At 64.8% G+C, this 13,399-nt stretch carries 14 protein-coding genes; 3 read left to right on the top strand and 11 right to left on the bottom strand.

Going from position 1 to position 13,399, the window contains the following annotated elements; all coding sequences use genetic code 11:
* Window position 1: 1 nt before the first annotated feature.
* Window positions 2-1,216: a class I SAM-dependent methyltransferase gene (locus FFS30_RS23060; RefSeq protein ID WP_137915564.1), complete on the bottom strand. Its 1,215-nt coding sequence runs from the start codon at window positions 1,214-1,216 to the stop codon at window positions 2-4.
* 182 nt (window positions 1,217-1,398) lie between these two features.
* Here FFS30_RS23060 and FFS30_RS23055 point away from each other — a divergent pair, with 182 nt between their 5' ends.
* Both FFS30_RS23055 and FFS30_RS23050 read left to right on the top strand, forming a co-directional pair.
* Window positions 1,399-1,692: a DUF1244 domain-containing protein gene (locus FFS30_RS23055; RefSeq protein WP_137915563.1), complete on the top strand. Its 294-nt coding sequence runs from the start codon at window positions 1,399-1,401 to the stop codon at window positions 1,690-1,692.
* A 1-nt stretch (window position 1,693) separates the two neighbouring features.
* Window positions 1,694-2,275 (top strand): GNAT family N-acetyltransferase, encoded by a 582-nt coding sequence (locus tag FFS30_RS23050; protein WP_137915562.1) that lies wholly within the window; start codon window positions 1,694-1,696, stop codon window positions 2,273-2,275.
* A 22-nt stretch (window positions 2,276-2,297) separates the two neighbouring features.
* On the opposite strand, the gene moeB is transcribed toward FFS30_RS23050, so the two are convergent.
* From moeB to ndk, 10 genes are all read right to left on the bottom strand, one after another.
* On the bottom strand, window positions 2,298-3,425 hold the full coding sequence (gene moeB, locus FFS30_RS23045; RefSeq protein WP_137915561.1) for a molybdopterin-synthase adenylyltransferase MoeB: 1,128 nt from the start codon (window positions 3,423-3,425) through the stop codon (window positions 2,298-2,300).
* Window positions 3,426-3,455: 30 nt separating this feature from the next.
* Entirely contained in the window at window positions 3,456-4,697 is a 1,242-nt protein-coding gene (glp, locus tag FFS30_RS23040) for a gephyrin-like molybdotransferase Glp (protein WP_137915560.1), read from the bottom strand.
* Complete coding sequence (gene mobA, locus FFS30_RS23035) at window positions 4,687-5,277, bottom strand: molybdenum cofactor guanylyltransferase MobA (RefSeq protein ID WP_137915559.1); 591 nt, start codon at window positions 5,275-5,277, stop codon at window positions 4,687-4,689. Before mobA ends, glp begins: the two co-directional genes overlap by 11 nt.
* Window positions 5,261-6,661, bottom strand: coding sequence for a ribosome biogenesis GTPase Der (gene der, locus FFS30_RS23030; protein WP_137915558.1), 1,401 nt, complete (start codon window positions 6,659-6,661; stop codon window positions 5,261-5,263). Before der ends, mobA begins: the two co-directional genes overlap by 17 nt.
* A gap of 122 nt (window positions 6,662-6,783) precedes the next feature.
* Window positions 6,784-8,016, bottom strand: a complete 1,233-nt coding sequence (gene bamB / locus FFS30_RS23025) for an outer membrane protein assembly factor BamB (protein ID WP_137915557.1) — start codon at window positions 8,014-8,016, stop codon at window positions 6,784-6,786.
* Window positions 8,013-8,696: a tetratricopeptide repeat protein gene (locus tag FFS30_RS23020; RefSeq protein WP_137915556.1), complete on the bottom strand. Its 684-nt coding sequence runs from the start codon at window positions 8,694-8,696 to the stop codon at window positions 8,013-8,015. Before FFS30_RS23020 ends, bamB begins: the two co-directional genes overlap by 4 nt.
* A 147-nt stretch (window positions 8,697-8,843) precedes the next feature.
* Window positions 8,844-9,890, bottom strand: a complete 1,047-nt coding sequence (locus FFS30_RS23015) for a helix-turn-helix domain-containing protein (protein WP_171014821.1) — start codon at window positions 9,888-9,890, stop codon at window positions 8,844-8,846.
* Between the two features lie 107 nt (window positions 9,891-9,997).
* A complete protein-coding gene (pilW, locus tag FFS30_RS23010; protein ID WP_137915554.1) occupies window positions 9,998-10,819 on the bottom strand; it encodes a type IV pilus biogenesis/stability protein PilW in 822 nt (273 codons plus the stop codon).
* Window positions 10,809-11,921 carry a 23S rRNA (adenine(2503)-C(2))-methyltransferase RlmN gene (gene rlmN, locus FFS30_RS23005; RefSeq protein ID WP_137915553.1) on the bottom strand — a complete coding sequence of 371 codons (1,113 nt, stop codon included), beginning with the start codon at window positions 11,919-11,921 and terminating at the stop codon, window positions 10,809-10,811. Before rlmN ends, pilW begins: the two co-directional genes overlap by 11 nt.
* Before the next feature lie 21 nt (window positions 11,922-11,942).
* A complete protein-coding gene (gene ndk / locus FFS30_RS23000) occupies window positions 11,943-12,368 on the bottom strand; it encodes a nucleoside-diphosphate kinase (RefSeq protein WP_137915552.1) in 426 nt (141 codons plus the stop codon).
* A 333-nt stretch (window positions 12,369-12,701) separates the two neighbouring features.
* Here ndk and FFS30_RS22995 point away from each other — a divergent pair, with 333 nt between their 5' ends.
* Window positions 12,702-13,319, top strand: a complete 618-nt coding sequence (locus FFS30_RS22995; protein WP_137915551.1) for a TetR/AcrR family transcriptional regulator — start codon at window positions 12,702-12,704, stop codon at window positions 13,317-13,319.
* Window positions 13,320-13,399 lie beyond the last annotated feature (80 nt).

Here is a 13,399-nt window from a genome sequence, read left to right as displayed (position 1 = left end):
TTCAGGCGGCCTTGCGGTTGTAGGCGGAAATGTAGAGTTCGCCGACGGCGAGATCGACGAAGGAATACGGCTGCAGTTCGGGCGTGTAGTCGACGCGCTCGTGCGTGCGCAGGGCGACGCGCCAGGGCTCGAAATCGAGGCCGCGCAGTTCTTTCTCGAACGCATCGACCGTGATCGGATTGAGCTCGGTGAAGAAGCGCCAGTATTCCTCTGGCGTGGCGTCACTGCCGGCGCGGTCCATGCGCTCCACTTCGCCCTTCAGCACCTGCTCGCGCAGCCACTCGCGCGAACGCTTGAGGTGTACGTAAGGCTCTTCCTTCGCGAAGCGGAATTCGTTGAGGTGATTGCCGATGTCGGAATAGAACAAGCCCGGATGCACCATCAGCAATCCGCCCGGCCGCAGCACGCGGCGGATTTCGGAGAACGCCTTGGCATAGCCGCCGGCAATGTGTTCGAGCGAGCCCCAGGACACGACCACGTCGAAATAATTGTCAGCGAACGGGATCTCGTTCGCGCTCGCCGGCAGGAAACGCAGATTCGACGGCACGCAGTCGGCCGGCAACTGCGCCTGCTGCAAAACTTCGGGCAGACGCGCGAAGCTGCCGAACGGATCGATGCCGACCATTTCCGCGGGGCGCTTGCGCAGGGCGATGCCGAGATCAGTGATGCCGTCGCCGCAGCCGACGTCGAGCACGCGGCCCTTGAGCAACGGCGAATTGCCAAGCAGGTAGTCGGTCGTGGTCAGCGCGGCATGGTCGAAATGCTTGTAGATCCAGTCGTCGCCGCGTCGCCACGGCAACTGGGCGATATCGACCGCGCCGTCACGGCTGCGCAACTGCCACGAAAGCGTCGGTCCCCCGCCCGCACCGGCGGCGATTTCGAAGTGCAGCTCGGCACCCGCGATGCGCGTATCGACATCGTCGACCTTGGCCCACAGCGCTACTTGCGCACGGTAGCGGCCTGGTGCGAGATCGAGCGCCGGCGCGAGCGCATGCGCGGTGTACTTGCCGCGCGGCAGCCACCAGATATGCCAGCCTTCAGCGCGCATCTGCGAGCGGCCCGCACGTTCACCGTTCCTGTCGAAGAAATCGACGGACACGTCGACGTCGAACACGACCGGCGCAGTGACGTCGAACGGAACGGAGAGCTGGAACGGCGTGGTCGCGTCGAAACGCTGGGGGGACAACTCGATGTCGAGCGCAGAAATTTCCGGCACGCCGCAGACTCGGTTTCGGAGGGTCGCCTAGTTTAATGGCGCGATACCGCGATTTCGAGCTTTACTGTCCACGCGGTCGCAGATTCGTCTTCACCATAGTGGTGATCTCCGTCGCACAACGCCCGTGCGCCGCGCGTCGATCCTTGTATGATTGCCCGGCCGTGTCCAGTCAACGCAAGAACATGAATACCGTCGAACTCGAGGCCGCGACGTTTCGCCGCCTGTTGCAGCATCTCAACGAGAAACGCCCGGATGTGCAGAACATCGATCTGATGATCCTCGCCGGCTTCTGCCGCAACTGTCTCGCCGACTGGTACCGTGAAGCCGCAGCCGCGCAGGACATCGAGATGAGTAAGGAAGCGGCGCGCGAGCGCATCTACGGCGAGTCGTTCGAGCAATGGAAAGCCAAGCACCAGAAGCCGGCCAGCGCCGAACAGATCGCCGCCTTCGAGCGTGCACAGAACGAGGCGCACTGATATGCAAGACATCGACGTGGGCATGCTGCCGACCGAGCGCGAGACCAACGGCATCTCGATCCGCAAATATCAGGCCGGCGACGCGGCGGGCATCGTCGAATCGGTGCAGGAATCGATCGCGACGGTCGGCACCTGGCTCGACTGGTGCAACAAGGCCTACGGCAATGCCGAGGCCGAGGCGTGGATCGCGCATGCGACGGATACCTGGGGCAAGGCCGAGCAGTTCGCTTTCGCCATCGTCGATGCGACCAGCGGCGACTATCTCGGCGGCGTCGGCTTGAACCGGATCGATATCGAGACCCAATCGGCCAATCTCGGTTACTGGATTCGCCAGTCGTACCAGGGGCGCGGCGTCGGCACACAGGCGGCGCGCCTCGCCGTCGGCTACGCCTTCGAGTTGCTCAAGCTGACGCGCATCGAGATCGTCTGCGGCGCAGCCAATCGGCCGAGCCGGCGCGTCGCCGAAAAAACCGGCGCACGCTACGAAGGGCTGGCAAGCGGACGCCTGACCGCGCACGGCAAGCCGCTCGACGCGGCCGTCTATTCGATCACCGCACCGGCCGCGCGCAGAACCGCCGCCTGAGCGGAACACCGCGCGGCCGGCTCTATGCCGATGCGCAAATCTGCGCGATGTCTGCGTAGCCGCCGAAAACCGCCTGCTCGCCGCAGCCGGGACAGTGTGGATCGCGCGGCAGACGCAATTCGCGGAACGTCGCAGCGAGCGCGTCGTAGCAGAGCAAACGTCCGACTAGCGGTGCACCGAGACCGAGGACCAGCTTGATCGCCTCAGTCGCCTGCAGCATACCCATCATGCCCGGCAGCACGCCTAGCACGCCGGCTTCGGCGCAGTTCGGCGCGTCCACCGCCGCGGGCGGCTCGGGGAACAGGCAGCGATAACACGGCGAGCCGGCGGCGCGCGCGTCGAAGACGCTGACTTGACCGGTAAAGCGATGTACTGCCGCGTAGACGAGCGGGATCTTCAGTTGCCGGCAAGCTGCGCTGAGCAGATAACGCGTCGGGAAATTGTCTGCGCCGTCGATCACGACGTCGTGGCCGCGGATCAGGTCTTCGACGTTTTCCGCAGTCAGACGCGTTTCGTGCGTGCGCAGCTCGACTGCGGGATTCAATGCGGCCAGCGCGATGCGCGCGGACTCGGTCTTGGCCATGCCGATGCGCGCATCGGTGTGCAGGATCTGGCGCTGCAGATTGGACTTGTCGACATGATCGTCGTCGATCAGGGTCAGGCGGCCGACGCCCGCCGCCGCAAGATAGAACGCCGCAGGCGAGCCGAGCCCGCCCGCGCCGATCAGGGCGATGCGTGACTTCGCCAACCTGACCTGCCCTGCGGCACCGACTTCAGGCAACAGCAGATGGCGCGAGTAACGCTCCAGCGCGTCAGCGCCGAGACCGCCGTCGGCGAGCGGCAGGCCGTCCATGTTCCAGCGCAAAAAACCGCCGGTGACCGACGCGAGCCGACCATAGCCGAGCTCGCGCAAAGTCTGCACGGCGCGCAGCGAGCGCTTGCCGCTCGCGCAGATGGCGAGGATTTCGCGATCGCGATGCGGTTCGACCGCGGCGATGCGCGCCGCGACCTGCGCGAGCGGAATGCCAACCGCGCCGGCCGGCATGCCACCTGCGCGCTCGTCGTCCTCGCGCACGTCGATCAGCAGGGCGCCGTCCGCTTGCCGCGCAAGCGCCTCATGCGGCGCGATTTCGTCGATGTGCTCGGTCATTGTTGCGATATGCGCCTGAGGTCGGTCGCTTCAAGTCCAGCCGGGCAACGGCAACGCCTCCACGATCGTCCCGGCGGCATACTCCTGCGCCGCCTCGGGCAGGACGATAAGCGCGTCGGCTTCGGCGACGCCACGCAATTGCCCCGAGCCCTGCTTCGCCAGCGGCGTGGCATGCAGCGTTCCGGACGCATCGCAGACCAACGCAGCGCGCAGAAATTCGGTTCTGCTATGCGTCTTGTGCACGGGTTGCGTCAACCGCGCGTAGACGCCAGGGCCGCGGCCGGCGCGGCGCGTCAGCGCATCGAGCGCAGGCCGAACGAAGGCGAGAAACGTCGCAATGCCCGATACCGGATTACCCGGCAGCGAGAACACGAGTGCCCTGCCTGCACGGCCGAACAAGAATGGCATGCCGGGCTTGATCCGCACTTTCCACAAATGCACGTCGCCGACTTCGGCGAGTAGCGTTGGCAGATAGTCCGCTTCGCCGGCGGAGACGCCGCCGCTGGTGACGACGAGATCGGCTTCGCCGCCGGCGCGCACGAGCGCATCGCGCAGCGCGGGTGGATCGTCGCGAAGGCGCTCGTGACGGATCAGATCGGCGCCGTGCTGCTCGAGCAGCGCGCCGAGACTGTAGCGATTGGAATCGTGGACGCGGCCGTAGGCCAGCGGCCGGCCAGGCGGCACCAGCTCGTCGCCCGTGGTCAGCAGCACGACGCGCGGTTTGCGCGCCACGGCGACATGGGTGAGACCGAACGAGGCAAGCACGCCGATCTGCGCGGGCCCGAGCACGGCACCGGAAGCCAAAGCGCGGTCGCCTGCGCGGTAATCCTCGCCGGCCGGGCGCAGATTGGCACCAGGCTGCGTCCCCGGTGCGATCGCAATCACATCGCCTTCGGCGCGCGTGTTTTCCTTCATCACTACCGTGTCCGCGCCCTGCGGCAGCGGCGCACCGGTCGTGATGCGCACGCAGGTGCCGCGATTGACGTGTGGTACGTCGGAGCCGCCGGCAAGGATGGTGCCGACGAGGCGCAGCTTCGTCTCTGCATCCGGTTCGAGATCGGCAGCGCGCAGCGCATAGCCATCCATCGCCGAGTTTGCAAAGCCGGGCACGTCGAACGGCGCATTGACGTCTTCGGCGAGGATCCGTCCGAGCGCGGATTCGAGCGCCACCGGCTCGCTCGGCAAAGTATAATTTGCCGCAATTTGCACAATACGCGCCTGCGCTTCGGCGAGGCTCAAGCCGGTCTGAAACGCGGGTGATTCAGCCTGCATGGTGTTTCTCCCACTCGCGCAGCTCGTCCAGTGTATTGAGATTCGCGAACGACGACGCGCGGTCGGAAAAATCCACTTCGACTGCGCCGATCAGATCCTGCCAGCCGTGCACCGACGGGTCCACAGCGAGCACCTCTGCCGCATCTTTGATGAGACGAGTGCGGTAAAGCGCGAACAAAGGCTGGCGTCGCATGCCGTCATGCGCGACCGCGGCGTCGGCCTGCGCCGCATCCGCTGCGGCAAGCAGGCGTTCGGTAAGATCGCGAGGCGGATTCGGCGCGTCGACGGGTACAGTCAGCATCCAATCCGTTTGGCAGCGTTCGAGTGCGGCGGCAATACCGGCCAGCGGCCCCTGAAAGCCTGGCTGCGTGTCAGCGATCACGGTGCCGAAGTGCGCGTATTCATGCGCATGGCGGTTCGCGCAAACGAAGATCGAACCGGCTTGGCCGTGCAGCGCGGCGGCGACATGCGCGACCAGCGGCCTTCCGGCAAGTTCGAGCAGGCCTTTGTCGTTGCCGCCGACGCGGCGCCCTTCCCCTCCGGCCAGGATCGCTGCGGTGATGTCAGCTCTGCTTCGCATTGCGGATCATGCGCCGCCGCTTGCGTACCTGTCCTTCGGTCAACTTGTTCTTGCGCCCCGCATACGGATTGACGCTCTCTTTGAACGCAATGCGGATCGGCGTGCCTTCGAGCTTGAAGCGCTTGCGGAAAAAATTTTCCAGATAGCGCTGATAGCTTTCGGCGATGTGCTTAGTGCGGCTGCCGTGAATGACGATCGTCGGCGGATTGGTGCCGCCGGGATGGGCGAAGCGCAGCTTGGGCGCATGGCCGCGCACGAGCGGCGGCTGATAACCCTCGTAGGCCTGCTCCAAAGCCTTGGTCAGCTCGGACGAACCGAATTCGCGCGTCGCCGAACGGTGCGCACGCACGATCGCGCGCATCAGCTCGGCGAGCCCCGAGCCGTGCAGGCCGGAGATGAAGACGGGTTTGACGAACGGCACGAAATCGAGCCGGCGCTCGAGCGAGGAGCGGCATTGCTCGCGCTCGTAGGTCGAAAGGCCGTCCCACTTGTTCGCCGCCACGACCAGCGCGCGGCCTTCGTCGATCACATGGCCGATCAGGGTCGCGTCCTGCTCGGACACGCCCTCCTTGGCGTCAAGCATCAGCACCGCGACGTGCGCGGCGGCGATCGATTGCAGGGTTTTGATGACGGAGAATTTTTCTACCGCTTCTTCGACGCGCGCGCGGCGACGCACGCCGGCCGTATCGATCAAGGTATAGCGCTTGCCGTCGCGTTCGAGCGGCACGCGGATCGAGTCGCGCGTGGTGCCGGCGATGTCCGAGACGACGACGCGGTCTTCGCCAAGCAGGCGATTGACCAGGGTGGACTTGCCGACGTTCGGGCGGCCGACGATGGCGACGCGAATGCCTTCGTCGACCGGATCGCCCGCATCGAGTGCGTCGGGATCGACCTGAGGCAGATGCGCTTCGATCACGCCGAGCAGTTCAGGCACGCCACGGCTGTGCGCCGACGAGGTCAACACCGGCTCGGCGAAACCGAGCGGCGCGAACTCGCTGCGCGTATTGCCTTCGTCAACGCCGTCAACCTTGTTGACGATCAGGATCAGCGGTTTGTCCTGCTTGCGCAGCAGCTTGAGGATGTTGCGGTCCTGCGGCAGCACGCCGTCGCGCGCATCGACGACGAGGGCGACGACGTCGGCCTCATCGATCGCGAGTTCGGCCTGGCGCGCGGTCAGCGCGTCGATGCCGTCCTTTTCGCCGGACAGGCCGCCGGTGTCGACGATGACGAACTCACGCGCACCGAGGCGGCAGAAGCCGTAGTGACGGTCGCGAGTCAGCCCGGGCAGATCGTGGACGAGCGCGTCCCGCGTGCGCGTGAGCACGTTGAACAGTGTGGATTTGCCGACGTTGGGACGGCCTACTAGCGCGACTACGGGGAGCATCTTTATCCCAAAAACCGTTCAACCACGGATTACACGGATGAACGCGGGTAAAGCAAGATTATTCTTGATTTCGCTCTATCCGTGCTATTCGTGTAATCCGTGGCAAAAACTCTTCCTTAGACTTACTTGCCGACGCGATACGCGGCGATGTCGCCGTAGATCGTCTCGACATAGACCATGTCGCCCACCACCACCGGCGCGGACTGGATCGGCGCCTTGGAGATGCGCTCGCGCGCCAGGAGCTTGCCGTCGCTGATCGACAGCCAGTGCACCCAGCCTTCGAGGTCGCCGACGACAACGGCGTCACCCTGCACCGCCGGCTCGCCGAGCCAGCGATACTTGAGCGCATCCTGCTTCCACTGCGAGCTGCCGTTGCGCAGGTCGAGCGCGTAGACATTGGCGTCCGAGTCGGACAGATAGATCTGGCTCGCCGACAGCGCCACGCCGCTGTAGCTGGCGACTTCATGGGTCCAGATCGGCCGGCCGGTCTGCGCGATCAGCGCCCCGGTCTGGCCTTTGTAGCCGGAGGCGTAAACGATGTTGTCGACGACGGAGATCTGGCCGTCGACGTCCTGCAGACGATCGATTTCGGTGCGGCCTTCGCCGGGCGAAAGCACCTGTTCCCAGAGCAATGCGCCATCGCTCGAGCGCAGCGCGATCACTTTGCCGTTGTCCTCACCCGAGTAGACCACGCCATCGGCGAACACGGGCGCGCTGTTGCCGCGCAGGGTCAGCAGCGGCACCGTCGAGCGGTCGTAGATCCACTTGCGCGTGCCGTCGGCGCGGTCGAGGCCGACGATGTGGCCGTCGTTGGTGCGCACGTAGACCATGCCGCCACCGATCGCAGGCGCAGCGATGACTTCGGACGACAACTGCGCGGTCCAGCGTTCGGTGCCGTCGCCGGCCGCGAACGCCTGCACCGTGCCTTCGAGCGTGCCGACGACGACGATGTCGCCCTCGACGCTCGGGCCGCCGGCCCAGCGCACCGAGTTCGGTCCGCGATGGATCAGGAAGCCGCGGCGGCTGCCGAGCTGCTTACTCCACAGGGTCTTGCCGGTCGCGGCGTCATAAGCCGTTATCGTGCCGGTCGTGCTTGCCGCATAGAGCTTGCCGTCGGCATAGGCCGGGCGCATGCGCGCGCCGGTTTTTTCCGCACCCTTGCCGATACGCTCGCTCCACACCTTCTGCACCGAAATGGCCGGCGTAAAGTTTTCCGCAAGCGGAGTCGGCGGCTCGATGTTTTCTTTCTTGGTGTCGCTGAACCAGCCTTTGATCGTGCCGCAGCCGCTCATCGCGACGGCGAGCAGGACGAGACTTGCGCCGCGCAGGCGCGATGCATTGAGGATCGCGCTCATGAGTTCTTCTTCTCCGCTTCGGCCTTGGCCGGCGTCTCCGCCTTGCTGGCGGCGCCGAGATCGGACATTTTCATTTCGACGAAGCTGCGGTTCTGTGCGCCCGGGTCGAGCTTGAGGAGCGCGGCGGCATAGGCCGTGCGCGCTTCGTCCTTGCGTCCGAGTGCGGCGAGCGCGTCGCCGCGCAATTCGGTTGCCGCCGCGTCGAAGCCGCCCTTCGGCAGCTTGTCGATCAGATCGAGCGCTTCCTGCGCCTTGCCGCGCGCAAGCTGCACGCGTACGAGATTGACTCCGACGGCGCCCTTCAAAGCATCGACGCCGGCGTGCTGCCAGGCCCAGTCGAGCGAGGCATACGCGCCTTCACTGTCGCCGCGCTGAGTGGCAACGTCCGCTTCGCGCATGGCGGCGAACACGGCGTACGGCGTATCGGCATAGTCGGACTTGAGCTTGGCCGCGATCGCCTTGACCGCGTCGTAGTCCTTCTTGGTCATGTCGGCATTGAGTGCTTCGTACTGCACGGCGGCTTCCATGCTGTGGTTGGCGCGATGGTTACGCCACTGCTGCCAGCCGACCAGAAGAACCAGGCCGAGACCGATGCCGATCGCGATCGACAGCCAATTCTCACGTACCCACTTGCGGACGAGTTCACCCTGTTCGTGTTCGTCCAAGACGTCGAAAGCCATGCTGCGGATTACCTTTGCAAAAGTTGCCGTGTGCGCCGCGCCGGCCACATCGGGCCGGCGCGCGCGAGGACGCGTAGGGTATCAGGAACCGCCCCTCTATGCGCCTGCGCGAGCGGCGCCGTTCAGGGGGCGGTGAAAATCAGGAAATCAGCCGTTGTGCGACTCGGAAGCCGCCGAGCCGATCGACTTGCTGCCGGCGCCGAGCTTGAAGCGCGCGACGTTGCCGCGGTTGTACGGCGTGATGTCCTGGGTCTGGCCGTCGACTTCGACTTTGGCCCCGCCGGTGTTGCCGAGCAGGATGGTCAGCGACTTCTCCGCCGGGTACTCCTTCACCGTGCCGGCAGGCAGAGTCGAGAATTCCAGACGCTTGCCGTCGGCATCGACGATCTCGACCCAGCTTGCTTCGGCCAATCTCAGGCGAAGCTGGCCGATCGATGCCGCCGTCGCAGTCTGCTTGGCCTGATCGGCCGCCGCAGGCAGGGTCGGCACCATCGTGAACGAGGCCATCAGCGGCGAATCGGAATGCGGCGTCGGCGTCGCTGCGGGCGTCGCGGGCTGCGCGTCCGCGGAATTGACCGAGGACGCCGCAGTCGATGCCGTGGACAGCGAACCGTTCGCGTCGGTGTCCGCCGAGGCGAGCGCTGGAGCGGGTGCATCGAGCGGGGTCAGGCGCGAGCTGACGTTGCCGCCCATGTTCATCGCGAACATCACGAGCGGTACGAAGATGACTCCGGTCAGTACGAGATAGAGCGCCGAGCCGGAGTAGCGCTCGACCAGATAGCGCGAATGCGAGATGCGTCCGGTCGCGACCAGCTCGGGCGGCGGCGGCGCCTTGGCGCGCAACACCTGATCGACCGCGTCGACCGGGACGCCGACGAGGCGCGCATAGTTGTTCAGATAGCCGCGCAGGTAAACGCCCTGACCGACCCGGTCGTACTGCTCAGTCTCGATCCATTGCACGATGTGCAGCGGCAGGTGCAGCTTGGCGGCGACTTGATCGCGGCTCCAGCCGCGCGCATCGCGCGCGGCGACGAGGCGCTGGGCGAGCGACTCGGGGAACAGCGCGGTCTGCGCGGACGATTCGGCGGGTTCCTGCGTCGCCGACGCAGCGGTTTCGGTCACGTCATCGGCAAGCGGGGCCGACACGTCCGCGGAGTCCGCGGCGAGCGCGGGCGCAGTTTCGAAAAAAGCCATCTGTTCGATCCCCTGAGATTCGGACATCGCCCCCGCGGCATTCTGCTCGCGATGCTTTTCTGCTTTGGGTGCGTTTGCTGATGAATTATCGCTGTGGCTCATGACATTCACGAAGACGGCGTGGATTGTAGGGCGCGAGCCTGTTCCGAATCTGGGAACTGGTCCCGCAAACGCTGCGCATAATCGCGCGCGGCGTCGGCGTGTCCCAACTTGATTTCGATATTGCGGGCCAGCAGCAGGGCGTCGGGGCTGGGCTGGCCTAAGGCGTCGTAGCGCTGGACAAAGGCGCGCGCCTTGAAGAAGTCGTTCTTGAGGTAAAGCACGTTGGCGAGCTGGAACAGGGCCTGGCCGTTGCTCGGTTCGAGCGCGAGCGCATTGCGGAAATCCGCTTCGGCGCGATCGAGCGAGCCCTTGCCGAGCAGTTCGCAGGTGCCGGCGTTGGTGTAGGTCGCGGCCTTGCCGCCGTAGAAGCCGTCGGCGAAGGCAACGTCGAAATACTTGCGCGATTCGGCGTACTGGCCGACCTTGCACAGGTACATGCCGTAGTTGTTGTTCTCGGCGCCGGCCTTCGGCGCGAGCAAGGCGGCTTCGCGGTAGTGCTGCAGGGCCTGTCCGCTCTCGCCGACGCGGTCGTACAGCGTCGCGAGCAGGGTATGCGCATCGATGCTCTTCGGATCGTACTTGAGCGCCTTGAGCAGATTTTCCTGGGCTAGCTCGAGCTTGCCGAGTTCCATGTACTTCTGACCAAGCTGCACGAACGGGCGCGCTTTGTCCGCCGGCGTGTCCTGCGACTTCAGGGTCGAGCCCTGACCTTCGACCGAGATCGGGCGTATGCCTTCGCTGTTGCGGCTGCAGGCGGAGATGACGCATATCACGACGACCGCGAGCGCGGACAGCGGAAGCCGCGCGCGCGAACGTTCAGGCCGCATGCTTCGCTCCGGCCTCGATGCTGCGCTGGAATTCGGCGCTGCGCCGCGTGCGGTCGAGCACCTGCCCTTTCAACTGGCCGCAGGCCGCGTCGATGTCGTCGCCGCGCGTGCGGCGCACCATCGTCAGCACGTCGGAGTCGAGCAGGATTTTCTGGAAGTTGCGGATCGTCGCCTCTTCGGAACGCTCGAAACGCGTGCCGGCGAAGGTGTTGAACGGAATCAGGTTGACCTTGCCCGGCAGCTGGCGCATCAGCTTGACCAGCTGGCGCGCATGCTCGGGCTTGTCGTTGACGTCCTTGAGCATGGTGTACTCGAACGTGATCGTCGTGCGCGGGCGGCGGGCGGCATAGCGCTGGCACGCGGCGAGCAATTCGGCGATCGGATATTTCTTGTTGAGCGGCACGATCTCCGTGCGCAGTTCGTCGTTCGGGGCATGCAGGGACACCGCGAGCGAGACGTCGGCAACCTCGCCGAGCTTGTCGATCATCGGCACGAGGCCGGCGGTCGACAGGGTGACGCGCTTGTTGGCGAGGCCGAGACCGAGGTCGTCGCGCATGACACTCATCGCGCGCACGACGTTGTCGAAATTGAGCAGCGGCTCGCCCATGCCCATCATGACGATGTTGGTGAGCTTGCGCTGATGATGCGGCACGTTGCCGAGATGCTTGGCAGCAGTCCAGGCCTGGCCGATGATCTCGCTTGTGGCGAGATTGCGGTTGAAGCCCTGGGTCGCAGTCGAGCAGAACTGGCAGTTCAGCCCGCAGCCGACTTGCGAGGACACGCACAGCGTGCCGCGCGTCGCTTCGGGGATGAACACCGCTTCGATCGCATTGCCGCCGTCCATGCCGAGCAGCCACTTGTACGTCGCGTCGGCAGCCTGCTTCTCGAACAGCACTTTCGGCGGCACGATTTCGCATGCCGCTTCGAGTTTGTCGCGCAGCGCCTTGCCGACGTCGGTCATCTGCGCGAAATCGGTGACGTGGCGATGATAGATCCACTTCATTACCTGCTCGGCCCGATACGGCTTCTCGCCGAGTTGCGCGAACAGGTCGCGCAACCCTTGACGGTCGTAGTCGAACAGATTGGCTTTAGTGGTCGTCACGGTACGGCTCGTTGCAATCGCTCAGCGCGACGCGATCTCGGTGCCCGAGAAGAAATACGCGATTTCCGCCGCGGCCGTTTCCGGCGCATCGGAACCGTGCACCGCATTCGCATCGATCGACTGCGCGAAGTCGGCGCGGATCGTGCCCGGCGCAGCCTTCTTCGGATCGGTCGCACCCATCAGGTCGCGGTTCTTGAGGATCGCGCCTTCGCCTTCGAGCGCCTGGATCATCACCGGGCCCGAAATCATGAACTCGACCAGAGCGGCGAAGAACGGACGCTCCTTGTGCACCGCGTAGAAGCCTTCGGCCTCGGCGCGCGACAACTGCTTGTACTTGGCGGCGACGATCTTGAGGCCGGCCTTTTCGAAACGCGAATAAATCTCGCCAATCACGTTCTTGGCGACCGCGTCGGGCTTAATAATGGAAAGGGTGCGCTCCAGCGCCATTGCTGCTGACTCCGATGTTGTGGGTTAAAAGGTCAAGTGAAGCGGTTCGCGGTCTTCCCCACCGCCGAACCGGACACTGCGGCAAGCCCTAGGCTAGCTGCCGAAAAAGGCGTGTAGATTCTATAGGATTGCGAGGAACAATTTAAGTACCTTGGTGACAAGTTGCCGGTATTTTCGCGACTGCAAAGCCGTTCTCAGTTCGCTCCAACTGCCGATTTGCGCACCGATTGACCCCCGAACGGCGAATGCCTAGAATTCAAACAAACGTTTGACGCTTGACGGCCTCCGAGCCGCACTAGCGCACCGACAAAAACTTGCGGGAGGCGAAGCACCATGAGTTCGGAACTCTTCTCGACCAAGCAACGCATCCTCGACGCCGCCGAGGAACTGTTCGCCAGTCACGGCTTCGCCGGCGCCTCGCTGCGTCAGGTCACGTCGTCCGCGCAGGTCAATCTCGCTGCGGTCAACTACCACTTCGGCTCGAAGGAAAACCTGATCAACGAAGTGCTGCGCCTGCGTCTCGACAAACTCAATGCCGACCGCATCCAGGCACTGCAGGCCGCGCTCGCCAAACCATCGACTCGTCTCGAAGACGTGCTCGACGCCTGGATTCGCCCGGCGCTGGCCGTGTCGAGCAACGAAAAAGGCGGCACCGCCTTCGTGCGTATCCTCGCGCGCACTTACGCCGAGCAGAACGAGCGCCTGCGCGCCTTCCTGCATGACAACTACGGTCATGTGCTGCGCGATTTCGCCAATGCGCTCAGTACCTTGCTGCCGAATCTTGACAAGCAGGAACTGTACTGGCGCATGGACATCATCACCGGCGCACTGACTTTCGCGATGGCCGATTTCGGCACGATCAAGCGCCGCGGCGTCAGCGCCGAAGAACATCGCGACCTCACCGCCGATCACCTGATCCAGTTCGCCGCCGCGGGCCTGCGTGCGGAGTGAGTTTCTGCAAAAGGAAGGCGCTTCGCGTACAAGCGCGCGGCATCTGACCACCCGACAATCCCCCAACCCCTCCCAAGCCC

The organism is Rudaea sp. 3F27F6 (assembly GCF_005503555.1).
Lineage (GTDB): Bacteria > Pseudomonadota > Gammaproteobacteria > Xanthomonadales > Rhodanobacteraceae > Rudaea.
Note: the sequence above shows the minus strand (reverse complement) of the source record. Positions and strands in the feature narration are given on the sequence as shown.